A 16,097-nucleotide genomic window follows, 5' to 3' on the forward strand; every position below is an offset into this window, starting at 1 on the left:
CATGTTGAGCCATGGACCCAACCTGCCAATCCCTTATAATGCGTCCATAAAGGCAGTTAAATCTGCTTTTTCTTCTTGGGTCAGCTTTAATTGCAACACTAAATTAAAAAACTCGACCGTATCCGCTAAAGTCAGCAAACGACCATCATGCAGATAAGGAGGTGAATCTTTTATGCCTCTTAGTGGGAAGGTTTTAATCGGCCCATCACCCACAACGCTCATTCCATTAACCATTTGTGGTTGATAGAAGTTCTCTGTTTGTAAGTTATGCATGGTATTATCAGTATAATAAGGTGCCACATGGCAGGTAGAACATTTTGCTTTACCAAAGAATAGCTCTTGTCCACGCATCTCTGCAGGTGTTGCTTTAGCAGGATCCAGTTTGCCTTCCCAGTTTAATTTAGGTGCGGGAGGAAAATCGAGGATTGACTGGAACTCAGACATAAAATGAACCTGACTACCACGCTCTAAAATGTTAACTCCTTTCTTAGTAGCAATAACGGGATCGCCATCAAAATATGCCGCTCTTTGTTCAAACTCAGTAAAATCTTCTACGGTTTTTAAGGCACGTTGCGAACCAAATAAACGCTGTATATTTACCCCGCGCAAGCTCGGTGTATCCACGCGATGGCGTACTTCTTGTGGTCTGGCCTCTCCGGTTAAATGCGTTGCTTTATTCGTATGGCCATTGGCATGGCAGTCAAAACAGGCAACTCCCCGACTTGGTTTTAGTGAACGGCGATCTTCGGTTTGGTTAAATTGTTGTTGTGGGAATGGCGTCAGCAGAAGTCGTAATCCTTCGATTTGTTTCGGGTTCAAAATTCCATTAAATAACTCATAATAGTTTTCAATGGTTACTAATTTACCCTTAGACACATCCCCCAACTCGGGATGCGTGGTCAAAAAAATCGGGGCTGGAAATGGAGGTAAAAAGTGATCGGGGATATCAAAATCCAAATCAAAGCGGGTTAAATCACGATTCTCCTGCTTATTAATTTCATCAATAGCAAACTTAGGAAAAACCATTCCACCCTCAGCATGATGCGGGTGAGGTAAAGGCAAGAAGCCTGCGGGGAATAAACCTTGTTTTTTAATTTCCTCGGGGCTCATTTGTCCGAGTTTTTCCCAGGTCATTCCGGCGGGTAATTTAACGCGCACGCCCTCTTGCACGGCTTTTCCATTGGACATTTTTGCCGTTGGCGAGGGTTTGTTGCTTAAGTCATAGCGTTGTTTTAACAATTCTTGTTGCTTGTCCTCAACCGCTTGTTTCGCAGCACTCATGCGTTGCAAAATACTTTGAAAGGATTCATGAATAGCAACCGGGGCATAGCTGGTGGGAACATTATTATCTGCGTTAGTAGCCGGTGCATCTGCAACCGTCGTATCTGCGTAAGAAACGGAAAAAATACTGCATGTTAATAACGCCAATCCTAAAGATTTTTTTAACATCGCGAAAGTCCATTTTTATGATAAAAAGAGTTTTTTTATCATAGAGTAGTTGGTTTAGAAATTCAACGTTGACAAAAAAATACGGTGTATGAATTTAGCTTCACTCCCATATCAACACGAATACGGGCAACGGTTCCTTCCGTATTATTTTGCAAAAATTAAATACGCGACATTAATTGCAAGCAACCAGGCCTATTATTCGCTGCGTAAAGAAACTACGGGTTCTAATTTTGAGGCTCTGCGTGCGGGGTAAAATCCAAAAAAAATGCCCGTGGCGGCTGAAACCATAAAGCCGGCCAAGGGAGGCAAAAGGTAAATGGTGAAATTCCATCTGCTGAAATAGGCGACGATCCAGGTGAAAATTAATCCCAAAACCACTCCGAGAATCCCCCCCACTAAAGAAAGCATGACTGACTCGGTTAAGAATAAAGCTTGGATGTCGCTATTTCTGGCTCCCACCGCTTTGCGAATACCAATTTCTTTTTTTCGTTCGCTTACCGAAACCAACATGACATTCATTACCCCAATCCCTCCAACTAAAAGAGAAATGCCGCCAATTACCCCAAGTAATAGGGTAAAAATATGGCCTTGGCTCTCCATACTGGCAATAATTTGTTTGGCACTGCGTGGAAATACACTCAGCTTCGGGGAAAAGGAGCTGATGAGTTGCTTTATATCAAGGATGATTTGATCAATCGGGCTATCCGCTCTTAACTCCAATACCGCATTATTTATTTTGGTATCTTTACTCACTAAGTTCATACCCGCCAGGGGGATAATCACGGCCTGATTCACGTCTTCATTAAAAAAGCCATTTTCCTTCCAGCGTTCGGCAATCCCAATAATGGTATAAAGAGAATGACCTATGCGTATCTGTTTACCAATGGGATCGTCAAAACTAATTTGTTTAATTTGCTGAGCCAAACCATCACCAATCACGCAATAATGTTCAAAGGACTCCACAAAAGACACAAAATGGCCTTGGGACAGTTTAATTTTTATAATTTTGGCCAAATGCTCATCGGCACCAATCAGCGCCCCTTGCATAGTTTTCCCCTGAAAACTGAGCGGCTGAAAGGCTGTACTGTAGGGAGCAATGTCGTTAATATAAGGGATAAGCTCGCCAATCTGTTGCCATTGATCAATAGATAAATTATCGGCATGGCTTGGCGATTTGCTTGGCTCTTTTTGATAAACAGCAACTGCCAATAGATCCGTTCCCAAAGCTTTAAATTGCTCTAAAGCTTTTTCGGTAGCTAATTGGCCGCAGCTAATTAAAGCAACCACTGCAGCAGTTCCCACTAAAATACCTAAAACAGCAAGAAAGGAACGTAGCTTTGCCGCCGTTAAATTAACTAAAGCCTGTTGGAAAAGACGCTTTAAGTTCATCGCGCATTCTCCGCCACCACCACGCCATCAGCCAGGGTAATTTGCCGTTGGCACAAGGAGGCAATATACTCATCATGAGTAATCATAATGATGGTGCGGCCTTGGGCATGCAGGCTTAAAAATAAATTCATCACTTCCGTGCCAGTACGCGAATCCAGCGCTCCTGTAGGCTCATCAGCTAAAATGACCTGCGGTTCAGTCACCAAGGCACGGGCAATGGCTACCCGCTGTTGCTGCCCCCCAGACAATTGGGTAGGACGGTGATGGGCATAACGTGCCATGCCTACATGCTCTAAAGCAGCTAAGACCTTGTCATTGATTTCTGCGTTTGGAGTACCACGATAAATTAATGGCAACGCTACATTTTGCATGGCATTAAAACGTGGTAACAAATTAAATTGCTGAAAGACAAAACCTATATGCTGATTGCGTACACGCGCCAGCTCATCATCGTCTAATGCCGAGACATTACGCTCATTAAGCAGATAAGTTCCCGCATCCGCCTTATCCAATAAGCCGATAATATTCATTAAGGTCGATTTGCCAGAACCGGATGCACCGACAATGGCTAAAAGATCGCCTTCGCAAACCATGAGGGAGACTTCTTTTAATACGGTTGAACTGATTCCTTCAAGATGATAGGTCTTTACAATATTGCTCAGACTCATTAAAGGTTTAGCCGATACAGACTGGCTACTCATAAACCACCAAATCCCCTGCCTTTAAGCCTGTTTCTACCACAACCGAATCAACTTGCGCCGCCCCCGTGGTAATTATTCGCTTTTCTAGTGCTCCTGAGGCATTTTGCACCATCACCGTACTTTGGCCTTTTTCCCGTTTAATGGCCGCAATCGGAATAATTAGTTGGCCACCGCTATCGACACTCAGCTCAATGGCAGCACTCATGCCGACTTTAATCCAGCCTTGCTGTTCTGAGGTTAATGATTTTACTTCGACTACTGCCGTAAAGAAGGGTAAACCATTGCTGGTGTTTGAAGCTTGTGCATTGACGGCGACTAACTCCCCCAAAAGAGGGTGCTTACCAAAAGCAATGCCACTAATGCTGGCTTTCATTCCGGTATGGATTTGGGAAATATCAATTTCCGGCACTTCAATTTCAATACTAACTCCAGTTAAATCACCAATCAGTGCAATTACTTGACCGGATTTAACGGAAGCTCCCACACTAATGCGAGCAGTTTTATCCTCACCTGCTTTGGGAGGATAAAGCAAGACTCCTCCTCTTGGAGCTTTCAAGCGAATTAAATTATGCTGTGATGCCAAAATAGCGCGTATCTTCTCAAAATCTGCCAGCTTTAAGGTCGACATTTTTTTGGCATTACGCTCATCTACTTTTTCCAGCATTTCGGTAAGCTTATGTTTCGACTGCATCAGCGTAACCCGCACGGTATCCATGTTGGACTTTTCGCTAAGGTAATTATTTTTAGCCAATAAACCCGAATCCCATAAATCCTGAGTCCCGGCAAATTTCGCTTTGGCAATGCTGTAACTGTCTTTCGCTTTCAAATAACCGGTTAGAGTCTCATTAAACTGTTTTTGTAGATCAGTAGAGTTCAAAGTTAAAATAATCTCGCCTTCTTTGACCAATTGCCCATAATGAAAATTCATAGTCTCGACCACCGCCTCCATCGGGCTGCTAATCGTACTTTCATGCAGGGGCTGAATGGTGCCGGTAAAATGCAAATTTTTGTGCAAAGTTTGCGTTTTGACCTCAAAGCGATGTGCACTATCTACTTTTTGCTGTTCGTGACGACCGCAAGCAAATAGAAGAATGCTAATTAGGATTAAGGCAGCAATATGCCACCGGTTTAAATAGTTATTCATCCACCATACCTAAGTTTAATTTTCCAGTGATCCAATGTGGTTCCCAGAATACGTTGCAATGTCGAAATTTGATTAAGATAAGCAACTTTGGCAGTAATTAAGCCGGTCTGCGCCTGAATCAATTGGTTCTGCGTATTGTTTACCTCCAAGGCCGTAGCAATTCCTGCTTGTTGTTTTTTCTTTTCCAAAGCATAAGATTGTTCCGCTAATTTCACTTGCTTTTGTGCTAACTGGTAGCGTTTGGCCAAACTTCTAATGTTATTAATGATATTTGTAATATTAGTAATCAAGGCCCTTCTGGAGGCAAGCAAATTAAGCCGGTCTTTTTCCAAGCGTACTTTGGCATTAATCAATTGGCTACGTCGACTCACATCATTCAAGGGTACGGTTACCGTCAAACGTGCTGCTTCGGTGATGTTGCGGCCATTGTAAATCCCACGTAAACCATTGCTCTTTCCGGTCACATCATTAACCGTACCACTTTGTACGTTTGCGCCTAAGTCCACCTGCCAAAGCTGTTGGTTTTTTGCAATCTTATAAGCTCGCTCATCAGCACGTAAAGCCAGTTTTTGTGCCAAATATAAGGTATTATGCGCTAAAGCGTGTTCAATCGTTTTCTTTAAATCGGGAACCACTATTTCCTCAATAACTACATCGCTAGGCACAGACAAATGCGTTTCCGGATCAAGACCGATTGCCTGCAATAACTCCTGCGTTGCATTTTGAAAATCATTTTCCCCTTGCTCAACCATCAAACTCAAGGACTCAATTTGATAAGACTGTTGAATGTTGGCGGTAGGTTCCAACTGCCCTGCTGCGATTTTCTTTTCATTAATATCATGCGACTTTTGCGCTTCTTTTAATTGCAAGCGTTGGTTTTCTAAGGTATGACCACTCAGAATCAAGGAGCGATACGCCATAATCACTTGGGTAATTTGATCGGAAACGGATTGGCGCAAGCTTAGTTTGTTTAACCATTCGGTATCGATTGCATTTAATAATGCCGCCTCATTCACATTTTTACCAAACCCGCGCAGTAAGGGCTGAGTAAGGGAGAAATTTAAAACTGGACTAAAATTGTTGTCTCCATAGACATTATTGTCAATATTAAGGCTGGCTTTAGTGCCTAATTTAGTACGTAAACCCAACTCAGGGCTGGCAAGAAAACTATGGGTCGTATCCGAGCCCACCCCATTAAAGCGGCTTTTTTGGATTACTCCCGAAGCACCTAAAGCATATTGCATTTCAAATTCATTATTGGCTAAACGCAATTGATAGCGCTGTACCACCCGATCCAGCTCCGCATTGCGGATATTAGGGTTATAACGCAACGCCAGCAAAATGGCTTCTCGTAGACTTAACTTACGCACTGCTTTTTTACGGGCAGCAGGAGAAGTCGGTAACTCAATCCAGTTTTTAAGCATAAACTCAGGCCTGGCAATAGCCTGTTCTAAGCGTTCTTCTGCCTGTTTTAGCTGCTGTTTATCCTCTGTTAGTGTTAAGGCACAAACCGGTAGGCTAAGCAATGCACTCAACAAAAATAAAGAGAATCTGTTCATTAACTCACTCATTCATTCTTGTTCCAAACGGCAAATCGTTGCTTATCCTGCAAACGTAAGGCAGTTAATTGTCCTCCCCAAAGACATCCTGTGTCTATGGCATAAATTTTAGGATTAGGACATTGCCCCATGAGTGCCGCCCAATGTCCAAAAACGATGTCGACATCAAGCTCTTTACGATGCGGTGCTGCATACCAAGGATAAACGTCTGCTGGCGCTGCGGCAAGTGTCCCTTTATAATTCAAATTAAGCCCACCGTCTGCATCACAAAAACGCATGCGGGTAAAATAATTGGTAATCATCCGCAAGCGATCGAATCCAACCAGGTCATCAGACCAAATATCCGGTTTATTACCATACAAGTGTGACAGAAAATCTTGGTAATGCTCCCCCGCAAGCACCTCCTCCAGCTCGCGCGCCAACTGCATTGCCTTGGGCAAATCCCACATTGGAGCAATGCCGGCATGGGCCATTACCAGATTAAATTCTGCGGAATAGTACAAGATTGACTGTTTTCTCAGCCAATGGCCTAACTCTTCTCTATCTGCTGCCTGCAAAATGTCATGAATGGTATCATCATGCCCTTTCCAGGGCTCATCGCCAAATATAGAACCTAATAAATGCAAATCATGATTCCCTAAAGTAATTCTGGGCGCCAAGGGTAAGGAATTGATAAAACGTAAGACCGCCAGCGATTGCGGGCCACGGTTTATCAAGTCGCCAACAAACCATAAACGATCGACTTTTTCATCAAAATTAATGTGTTCCAAGAGTCGCTGTAAGGGGTCATAACATCCTTGGATGTCACCAATGGCATAATCAGGCACCGTTTTTTGCTCCTGGTCGTAATGCATTACCCGTATTTTCGGCTACCTGCCATTGGCCTGCCGCATTTAGTTTTTGCAAATTAGGGGCTACCGCCGCATTTTGCTGCTGAGTCAACTGGGTATGATATTGCGCCTTGTTGACTAACTCCATCGCGGACATCGTTTCTACTTTACCGGATAAATGCAGCACCTTCACCGAACCGGGTAAGGCAATGGCATATTTAGAGAATACAACGCCACTTTCCATTTGCTGGTTTTGCATCTGTTCATAACGGCTCAGGACACTACCATCTGCATTACGACGATGTAAGCCTAAAGAAAGAAAACCGTTTTGTATCGCTTGCCAATTCTTATATTCAGGGTGTTCGCGCACAAAAAGCTGGAACATTTCCTGGCACATCAGCATGCCACCAGGGACCATAAATAAAGGCGCTTTATTAATCATAATGCGCCCCTCATCCAAGGACTTAATAAACCATTCCAAAAACTCCAGCCCTGCAGACTGCTCTTTTTCTAATAGCGTCTCCGGCACACCTCCACTAAAGGTTCCAGCACGTCCATAACGTCCAGCAGGGTTGTTCATGCCACTGCGCAGCATAAATTCGGTAAAATAGCGCTGTATGGCAATCGCATCCGCACGAATCAAAATAGCCCCTAAAGTTCCTGCAGAGCGCTCATCTTCATTGAGTAAGGCAAGCCATACCGCTAACACTTCACCATTTGAGACTATCCAGGAAAACCCGCTGGCTGGCATAAGTGCTCTGGCGAGCAACAAATTAATCCGACGACGCAATTCAACCTCGGATTCTTTTTGAAACTCATAAGAATAAAATTGGCCAACAGAACCCATGCTATCTAAAAGAGGGTTCCATTCGCGTAGCAATTGGCCATTGCTATCAAATAGATTAATCCGATAATCAATAAAGAGTTTACCAATCCCTTGCAAAACCGCGGCAGAATACAAGGCATATTGCCACAGCATTTGGTCTTCAGAGACGGTGCCTAATGGCTCTTGAACCATAAATTCCTGAAACAGGCTTAGTGCTGCTTCGGTGCGATTTAAAGCATGATCAACCAGTCCGCCAGGTTGTGAGTAATAACTATTCGTAGTTTCAGGCAGACTTTGGCAATAATGAACTAAATTATCAATGAGTCGGGTACATAAACTCTCATAACGCGACATTTCAAGATGAGAAAACACACGTATTTTCTTAAGTAATACTTGTCGTCGTTCCTCAGCCAAAAACTGACCGGAAGTTACAATGCGGGTTAAATCTTTTATAGATTTTCTTTGCATAGACAAAGAATTTTTACGCTCTCGATGAAACAAAGCCATCTCCATAATGATTAATAACTCCATACTTTTAAGTTAAGTAACTATTCAACTAGGGAAGTATTCATCTCCAATATTGTGGTGAATAATTACAAATCTTTTATTCCTTTATTGATTTTACACTAATTGGAAATAAATTTCGCTAGTTGGACATATTCAGTAACGGAAATTTGCTCTGGCCTCTTACTCCCATCGATGCCCAAGTCATTTAGCTGATCCGCAGATATGATTCCTTTTAAATTATTATTCAACGTCTTACGACGCATAGCAAAGGCACTCGCCACCAAACGTTCCAATTGCTCTACCGCAACAACGTCAAATGGTGATTTTTGATGGGGGACTAAACGAACAACAGCTGAATCAACTTTCGGCTGTGGCTCAAAGGCCTCAGGAGGTACATCAAATAAATACTCGACATCACAGTGATACTGCAGCATTACCGATAAACGTCCATAGTTTTTGGTTCCCGGAATGGCAGCCATTCGCTCCACGACTTCTTTTTGCAACATAAAATGCATGTCTTCAATCGATGAAGCAAAGCCTAATAAACGGATTAATAATGGCGTTGAAATATTATACGGTAAATTACCGATAACTCGTAATCGTTGACCAAATTGAGAATAATCAACGGTTAAAGCATCAGCGGCAATTAAGTGTAAACGACCACCTGCGCCAGAATAATCCAACCAATGTTTTTGTAAATCCGTGTCAATTTCAACAACCGTTAACTCCTTTATGCGCCGCAGCAACGGGATGGTTAATGCTCCCAAGCCAGGACCAATTTCCAATATGTTATCTTCAGGCTGAGGATTAATAGAGCCTAAGATGTCCTCAATGACATGCAAGCTTTGCAAAAAATTTTGGCCAAAACGTTTACGTGGAATGTGCTTCACTGTAGGCGCTCAAAAGAAATAAAAAGGGATTATATCCTGCTTATGGGATAGGAGCAAAATTGCATGGGTGAAAAGCACGGCCATTAAACGTAGGTTGGACCATAGCCCAATGGCTGTGAAGCCAACCGCGAAGTGATATTCCACAATTTAATTACCCTGGCTCTAGTATAAATCTCAATATGGGGTAAAATTCGGGCACAATGAATAAGGTAGGATGAGTTATGGCCTATAGAAAAATGTTAAAATCAAAAATTCACCGCGCAACAGTAACCGAAGCGGATTTGGATTATGAGGGCAGTATCACGATTTCCCCAGAATTGCTGAAAGCAGCAAATATACTTCCTTATGAAGCAGTTAATGTCTGGAATGTTACCGCAGGTACACGCTTTGAAACTTATGCAATTACCGGTGAATCTGGTTCAACGAATATTTGTGTTAATGGCGCTGCCGCGCATTTGGTAACCCCTGGGGATTTAATCATTATTGCGACCTTCTCCCAAGTTTTGGAAGAAGAGTGTGCGCAGGTGGATCCAACCGTGGTATTTGTGGATCAGTTTAACCGCATTCGCGAAACACGACCAGAGCGTGCTGGAGTAAAAGCCAGAGAATTTGAAGAAGTTTAAGTTAATAGCTAAAGCCTTGATGCAGCGTAATGTACAAGGCTATGAATAATTATGTCAGCAAACGTCCTGCCTCATTTATTAGAACTTCGACGCCGTAGCATTTTGATTTTGCTCTGGTTTACTGTTCTATTTGCCGTGTTTTTTTTTCTAGCAAATGAATTATTTCAAGTACTGGTAAGCCCTCTACTGCATACGCTGTCAGCGAAAAACGACTTAATTGCGACACAAATTGCCTCCCCTGTGTTTACTCCGTTAAAGCTGGCGGCAGATGCCGCCCTGCTGTTGACCGCACCTTATGCCTTATTTCATCTCTGGCGTTTTGTTTGCCCAGGTTTATATCAAAGAGAGCGGCATGCCTTGCGTAACGCCATGGTTTTAAGCCTGGTGCTGTTTCTTGCTGGAGTTACCTTTTGTTATTACTTAGTTCTGCCATTCATGTTTCAATTTTTTATCCATGCCTTGCCTAAAGGAGTGCGTTACATGCCCGATATGGCCTATGCTTTGGACTTTATTACACGAATGTTGATACTCTTTGGGCTTTGTTTCCAAGTCCCCTTAATTTGTCTGACGCTGGTACGTTTGACAGTTATTGACATCGGCATATTAAAAAAAATCCGTCCTTATGTCATTGTAGCCGCGTTTATTATCGGAATGCTACTTACCCCTCCCGATGTTTTTTCACAAATTATGCTTGCCGTGCCACTGTGTTTACTCTATGAGGCCGGAATTATTCTGGCAATTTATTTTGCATGAAATATCAATATGTTTACTGTTAGTTATGATCACTCAGTGATTTTAGCCTATAATTTGATTATGAATTGGACAAATTATTGGTGATGAAAATGAGTGATGGAAAACTTAATGAGAAAATTTCACGGCTAGAACAGCAAGTTCGTAGTGCCGATGATTATTATCAGGGGCTCGCAGAAGAACATCGTCTGCTAAAAATCGTAATCGATAAAGCCCCAAGAAAAATTATTGCAATGAAACGACTCATTAGTTTGTACGATCAAAAAATAGAGGAAGCCCAAAACAATGACAAACAACTCGAAGAAGTGATTCTCGAACAAAATAGGCTAAGTATAATCAATCAAAGAAAAGACTTGGTACGTCATCAAACTGCGTGTGAAAAACTTTTGCCTGAAGTCGGCGCGAAACTAATTAGCGCTAGAACAAAACACAGTACTTTATCGCAAGAATTGGCCACTGCAAAAACTATTTTGCAACAAAAACAGGCATCATCTACTTTGTTTGCAACAGACAAACATCAAGCATTGAGAAGAAATCAAGAGCATTCCCTAAAAGAGGATAAAGAAGAACAACGCCAGCACAATCGTCCAATGTAGCCTGGTTATAAACGACTAATGACATGCACTTAAGTGTTATTTGACTTATAGAGGCACGAATTGCCTTAGTTGCAAACAAGGCAAGTAACACTCAAGATAAATTCACTTTGACCGATATCTAATGTAAAGAGCCAAAAAAAGGACATCAAATGAATAAAACAGCTCGCTTTAATATTGGGGATTTAGTCATTCACAAACACAGCCGTTATCGAGCGATTATTGTTGATGTGGATCCGTTGTTCCAAGCTTCCGGACGTTATAACCCTCAAGCTCCACAACGTGAATTTACCACACGTAATCCTTGGTATCGTTTGTTGGTCGATGATAGCAGTCAAATGACTTATGTTGAGGAGTGTATGCTCGTGGAAGATATGAGTGAATTGCCTATTAATAATCCGAATCTGGCAATGTATCTTAAAGAGCGGGGTGGGCAGTATCATAATCTTAATGCGAAGCACTAGTAGTATCATCTACTTGATGCATTCGTATGAAAAAAATCCTATCATTCTCGCACCATCGAGAATGATAGGAACAAACAGCACAGCTCTGCATCAAGGCCGTAGCATGAAAACTAACACAGCGATGAAGCCAATGAGAACTAAGGCTAAAACACCCATGGTAAACACGCTGTTATTTAAATTTTCTCTACTGAACTGCCCTGGATTACCCTTAATTGCACGGTAGAGAATGAATAAAATCAACCCAGCCCCGATTAATCCGAGAACTTGATAAAATGTTTGCATGAAACCTCTCCTTATTTCGTTTCAAAACTAAATGCATCTGAAAATAAATATTCTGCGGATGCCCCGCGCTCAACTAAAGTATCCCGAATGCTATACACCATATCAAAAGGCCCGCTGATGACAATTTGCCAATCAGCTAAATCGTGTGCATGTCGCGACAGAACCAAAGAAACTAATGGATCCGAATTCTCTTCAGAAAGCGCTGAAAAATAATTAAAACGTGCTACATGAGCCTGCCAACTATTAATTTTTTCATCCATGTACAAATCATTTTGCATGCGCGCCCCCCAATAAAGCTCAAAGGGTCGCTTGTCGCCATTAGATAATAGATGCTCAATCATCGCCTTTATCGGAGCAAAACCCGTTCCACCAGCGATAAATAATATTGGTCGCTGTGCATCCAAGCATTCAATACTACACTCTCCGAAAGGTAAATTAATACTCACACTACCGTATTCTTTTATATGCGCAAATAAACGTTGGTTGTATGGATTATCTTGGCTGTGGCGAATATGCAATTCATAACGATGCGAACCTAAAGGCGCATTAGCAATGGAGTAGCTAAATGCCTCGGTACCAAGCATAATTTGTAAATACTGTCCGGCATAATAATCCACGTATTTTTCGGGAGCTAACACCAACTGCATAATACTATCAGTCAGTGGCGTAATTTGCTCAACCCGAGCCTTGATGTTGTTTTTACTCATGCACCTAACCCCAGTAAAGACCAATAACCATTAACCTTTTCTAATATGTCTTCATCCATAACAATGGGCACCCCCCACTCGCGCTGGGTTTCTCCAGGCCACTTATTGGTAGCATCCATTCCCATTTTAGAACCCAAGCCCGAAACCGGTGAAGCAAAATCAAGATAGTCTATGGGGGTATTATCAACCATTACCGTATCCCGCCCGGGATCCATACGTGTAGTCATGGCCCAAATCACATCGTGCCAGTTACGAGCATCAACATCATCATCACAGACAATAACAAATTTGGTATACATAAATTGGCGTAAGAAAGACCATACCGCCATCATAATGCGCTTTGCATGCCCTGGATATTGCTTCTTGATAGTCACCACTGCCAAGCGATAAGAACAGCCTTCGGGCGGCAAATAAAAATCAACAATTTCTGGGAATTGCTTTTGTAATAAAGGAATGAACACCTCATTAAGAGCCACACCTAAAATTGCCGGCTCATCCGGTGGACGGCCCGTGTACGTACTGTGATAAATAGGTTGCTCACGATGGGTAATGCGTTCGACCGTAAATACAGGGAAGGATTGTACTTCATTATAATAACCGGTGTGATCACCATAAGGTCCTTCAGGAGCCTCAACTCCAGGCTCTAAATAGCCTTCCAAAACAATTTCGGCACTGGCAGGCACATGCAAATCATTGCCAATACAACGGGTCAAACGGGTTCGTTGGCCACGTAATAAGCCTGCAAAGGCATATTCAGATAAGGTGTCAGGGATTGGCGTCACTGCCGCTAAAATCGTTGCGGGGTCCGCACCCAGCGTCACCGCAATCGGAAAACGCTCTCCAGGATAAGCTTGTTGCCATGCTTGATAATCCAAGGCACCGCCACGATGCGATAACCAGCGCATAATTAATTGGTTCTTATTTAATAATTGTTGCCGATAAATGCCCATATTTTCACGGCTTTGATGTGGGCCTTTAGTTGTAACTAAACCCCAGGTAATTAGCGGAGCCGCATCTCCAGGCCAACAAGTTTGGATAGGTAAAGAGGTTAAATCCACCTCATCCTTTTCCCAAACATGCGTTTGGCATTCGGCACCATTTACTATTTTCGGAGCCATACTAAGTGCCTGTTTGAGCAAGGGCAATTTATTAAATGCGTCTTTAAATCCTTTAGGTGGTTCCGGCTCTTTTAAGGCCGCTAATAATTGGCCCACCTCTCTTAAAGCACTGATATTTTCTTCGCCCATACCTAAAGCAACGCGTTCTACGGTACCAAATAAATTGGTTAAAACAGGCATCTGATGATTAGCGGTATTGGTGAAGAGCAAAGCAGGGCCGCCGGAGCGTAAAACCCGGTCGCTTACCGTGGTCATTTCAAGATAAGGAGAAACAGGATAATCGATACGTTTTAATAAGTTACGTGATTCAAGTTGGCTAATAAAGTCTCTTAGGTCAGAGTATTTCATGGAAAATCCCTTGGAGCATTAGGGGGCTTGGGGAAAGGCTAATATCGTATCGGCCACTCTCCCCCCGCCCTCGCCCGCGAACGAAATGAGAAACATGGTTTGCTGGTGAACGCGGGATAGGGCGGGGCAGAGGGCCTTACACAAGAAACCCTCAACCAAAACCCAACCTACATAAAATGAATTACTCTTGACGTTTCATTGCATCAAAGAATTCAGCATTGGTCTTGTGATTCTTCATGCGCTCAATTAGGAACTCAATTGCATCGCATTCATCCATAGACTGGAGAATCTTGCGTAGAATCCAAGTACGTTGTAAGTCTTCTGGGCTTAACAAGAGATCTTCACGACGTGTACCAGAACGGTTAATGTTGATCGCAGGGAATACCCGACGCTCAGCAATATTACGGCTCAAGTGGATTTCCATGTTACCGGTACCCTTGAATTCTTCGTAAATTACTTCGTCCATCTTCGAACCAGTATCAACCAAAGCTGTAGCAATAATAGTCAAGCTACCGCCTTCTTCGATGTTACGCGCAGCACCATATAAACGCTTAGGTCTTTGTAATGCGTTTGCATCTACACCACCTGTTAATACTTTTCCTGAAGAAGGAATTACGGTGTTATAGGCACGAGCTAAACGAGTAATCGAGTCTAATAAAATAACTACGTCTCGCTTATGCTCAACTAGGCGCTTGGCTTTCTCAATAACCATTTCCGCAACTTGAACATGGCGATTAGCGGGTTCGTCAAAAGTACTGGCAACCACTTCACCTTTAACGGAGCGTTGCATTTCAGTTACTTCCTCAGGACGCTCATCAATGAGTAAAACGATGAGGTAACATTCTGGATAATTTTTTTCTATAGAACGAGCAATGTTTTGTAACATTAATGTTTTACCGGCTTTCGGTGGAGAAACAATCAATCCACGTTGGCCACGGCCAAAAGGAGCACATAAGTCCACCACACGTGCGGTCAGATCTTCCGTACTACCATTGCCCTGCTCCATAACTAAGCGCTCGGAAGCAAATAAAGGAGTAAGGTTTTCGAAAAGAATCTTTCGCTTAGCACTGTCAGGTGAATCATAGTTGATTTCATCAACTTTCAGCAGGGCAAAATAACGTTCGCTATCTTTAGGTGGACGAATTTTTCCTGAAATTGTGTCACCGGAACGCAGACCAAAACGTCTGATTTGGCTGGGTGATACATAGATGTCGTCTGGACCGGCCAAATAAGAACCATCTGCAGAGCGCAAGAAACCAAAACCATCAGTCAGGACTTCTAAAACACCATCACCATGGATGTCAGCTCCCTTTAAGGCATGGGCCTTAAGAATAGCAAAAATAATTTCTTGTTTGCGCATACGGGAAGGATTTTCGACACCTATCTCTTGTGCGATGTTAAAGAGATCGGCAATAGGCAATTGCTTAAGTTCGCTAAGATTCATACTTCTCACTTGATTTGTTGTTTAAGATTGGTTTTATCCGAGAAAATTTATTAGTTTAAGAATGCAGCTAAGGATTCTGCTGCTTATGCGACATGACTATATTCCAGCATGTCACATAAGCAAACAGTATCACAGCTTTAAATTAAGATCCAACATTATTTATAAAGAATAATGAATATTTAAACGTGGCTTTCAACAAAAGCACTTAATTGAGACTTAGATAAATAGCCCATCTTAACTGCTTCCACTTGGCCATTTTTAAATATAATCAGCGTAGGAATACTCATTACACCGAATTTTGCTGGAGCTTGTGGATTTTCATCAATATTAATTTTTGCAAAAGAAATATCTGCGCCATGAGTTGCAGCAACTTCTTCTAATACAGGTGTTAATGCACGGCAAGGACCACACCATTCGGCCCAAAAATCAACTAGTACTGGCTTATTTGCATTAATCACATCGTGATCAAAGCT

17 protein-coding genes are annotated in these 16,097 nt (G+C 42.5%); 4 read left to right on the top strand and 13 right to left on the bottom strand.

Annotated features, from left to right (window positions below; translation table 11 throughout):
* Window positions 1-33 precede the first annotated feature (33 nt).
* The 8 genes from ACQY7T_RS09485 to rsmA all read right to left on the bottom strand — a co-directional run bounded on the left by ACQY7T_RS09485 (window position 34) and on the right by rsmA (window position 9,295).
* Window positions 34-1,449 (bottom strand): cytochrome B6, encoded by a 1,416-nt coding sequence (locus tag ACQY7T_RS09485; RefSeq protein WP_428412956.1) that lies wholly within the window; start codon window positions 1,447-1,449, stop codon window positions 34-36.
* Window positions 1,450-1,644: 195 nt separating this feature from the next.
* Window positions 1,645-2,838: an ABC transporter permease gene (locus ACQY7T_RS09490; RefSeq protein WP_428412957.1), complete on the bottom strand. Its 1,194-nt coding sequence runs from the start codon at window positions 2,836-2,838 to the stop codon at window positions 1,645-1,647.
* The gene (locus tag ACQY7T_RS09495; RefSeq protein ID WP_428412959.1) at window positions 2,835-3,539 is read right to left on the bottom strand and encodes an ABC transporter ATP-binding protein; all 705 of its coding nucleotides are present in this window, start codon (window positions 3,537-3,539) and stop codon (window positions 2,835-2,837) included. The genes ACQY7T_RS09490 and ACQY7T_RS09495 overlap by 4 nt, the downstream gene beginning before the upstream one ends.
* Window positions 3,532-4,683 (bottom strand): efflux RND transporter periplasmic adaptor subunit, encoded by a 1,152-nt coding sequence (locus tag ACQY7T_RS09500; protein WP_428412960.1) that lies wholly within the window; start codon window positions 4,681-4,683, stop codon window positions 3,532-3,534. The genes ACQY7T_RS09495 and ACQY7T_RS09500 overlap by 8 nt, the downstream gene beginning before the upstream one ends.
* Window positions 4,680-6,242, bottom strand: a complete 1,563-nt coding sequence (locus ACQY7T_RS09505; protein WP_428412961.1) for a TolC family protein — start codon at window positions 6,240-6,242, stop codon at window positions 4,680-4,682. Before ACQY7T_RS09505 ends, ACQY7T_RS09500 begins: the two co-directional genes overlap by 4 nt.
* A gap of 8 nt (window positions 6,243-6,250) precedes the next feature.
* A complete protein-coding gene (locus tag ACQY7T_RS09510) occupies window positions 6,251-7,069 on the bottom strand; it encodes a symmetrical bis(5'-nucleosyl)-tetraphosphatase (protein WP_428412962.1) in 819 nt (272 codons plus the stop codon).
* Entirely contained in the window at window positions 7,062-8,399 is a 1,338-nt protein-coding gene (locus ACQY7T_RS09515) for a conjugal transfer nickase/helicase domain-containing protein (RefSeq protein WP_428412963.1), read from the bottom strand. The genes ACQY7T_RS09510 and ACQY7T_RS09515 overlap by 8 nt, the downstream gene beginning before the upstream one ends.
* A gap of 125 nt (window positions 8,400-8,524) precedes the next feature.
* On the bottom strand, window positions 8,525-9,295 hold the full coding sequence (rsmA, locus tag ACQY7T_RS09520; protein WP_428412965.1) for a 16S rRNA (adenine(1518)-N(6)/adenine(1519)-N(6))-dimethyltransferase RsmA: 771 nt from the start codon (window positions 9,293-9,295) through the stop codon (window positions 8,525-8,527).
* Between the two features lie 221 nt (window positions 9,296-9,516).
* Between rsmA and panD the strand changes: the two genes are divergently transcribed.
* The 4 genes from panD (at window position 9,517) to hspQ (ending at window position 11,725) form a co-directional block, all read left to right on the top strand.
* Window positions 9,517-9,918 (top strand): aspartate 1-decarboxylase, encoded by a 402-nt coding sequence (panD, locus tag ACQY7T_RS09525; protein WP_428412966.1) that lies wholly within the window; start codon window positions 9,517-9,519, stop codon window positions 9,916-9,918.
* 51 nt (window positions 9,919-9,969) lie between these two features.
* Entirely contained in the window at window positions 9,970-10,671 is a 702-nt protein-coding gene (gene tatC / locus ACQY7T_RS09530; RefSeq protein ID WP_428412967.1) for a twin-arginine translocase subunit TatC, read from the top strand.
* An 89-nt stretch (window positions 10,672-10,760) separates the two neighbouring features.
* Complete coding sequence (locus tag ACQY7T_RS09535) at window positions 10,761-11,264, top strand: hypothetical protein (protein WP_428412968.1); 504 nt, start codon at window positions 10,761-10,763, stop codon at window positions 11,262-11,264.
* A 149-nt stretch (window positions 11,265-11,413) separates the two neighbouring features.
* A complete protein-coding gene (gene hspQ / locus ACQY7T_RS09540; RefSeq protein ID WP_428412969.1) occupies window positions 11,414-11,725 on the top strand; it encodes a heat shock protein HspQ in 312 nt (103 codons plus the stop codon).
* 90 nt (window positions 11,726-11,815) lie between these two features.
* Here the strand turns inward: hspQ and ACQY7T_RS09545 are convergent, their stop codons facing one another.
* The 5 genes from ACQY7T_RS09545 to trxA all read right to left on the bottom strand — a co-directional run.
* A complete protein-coding gene (locus ACQY7T_RS09545; RefSeq protein ID WP_428412971.1) occupies window positions 11,816-12,007 on the bottom strand; it encodes a hypothetical protein in 192 nt (63 codons plus the stop codon).
* Window positions 12,008-12,018: 11 nt separating this feature from the next.
* Window positions 12,019-12,714 (bottom strand): NAD(P)H-flavin reductase, encoded by a 696-nt coding sequence (locus ACQY7T_RS09550; protein WP_428412972.1) that lies wholly within the window; start codon window positions 12,712-12,714, stop codon window positions 12,019-12,021.
* Window positions 12,711-14,180, bottom strand: coding sequence for a 4-hydroxy-3-polyprenylbenzoate decarboxylase (ubiD, locus tag ACQY7T_RS09555; RefSeq protein WP_428412973.1), 1,470 nt, complete (start codon window positions 14,178-14,180; stop codon window positions 12,711-12,713). Before ubiD ends, ACQY7T_RS09550 begins: the two co-directional genes overlap by 4 nt.
* A 181-nt stretch (window positions 14,181-14,361) precedes the next feature.
* Complete coding sequence (rho, locus tag ACQY7T_RS09560) at window positions 14,362-15,624, bottom strand: transcription termination factor Rho (protein ID WP_006869409.1); 1,263 nt, start codon at window positions 15,622-15,624, stop codon at window positions 14,362-14,364.
* Between the two features lie 179 nt (window positions 15,625-15,803).
* The coding region (gene trxA / locus ACQY7T_RS09565) for a thioredoxin (protein WP_428412975.1) at window positions 15,804-16,097 on the bottom strand (294 nt) is incomplete at its 5' end.

Source organism: Legionella sp. (assembly GCF_965140895.1).
GTDB lineage: Bacteria > Pseudomonadota > Gammaproteobacteria > Legionellales > Legionellaceae > Legionella.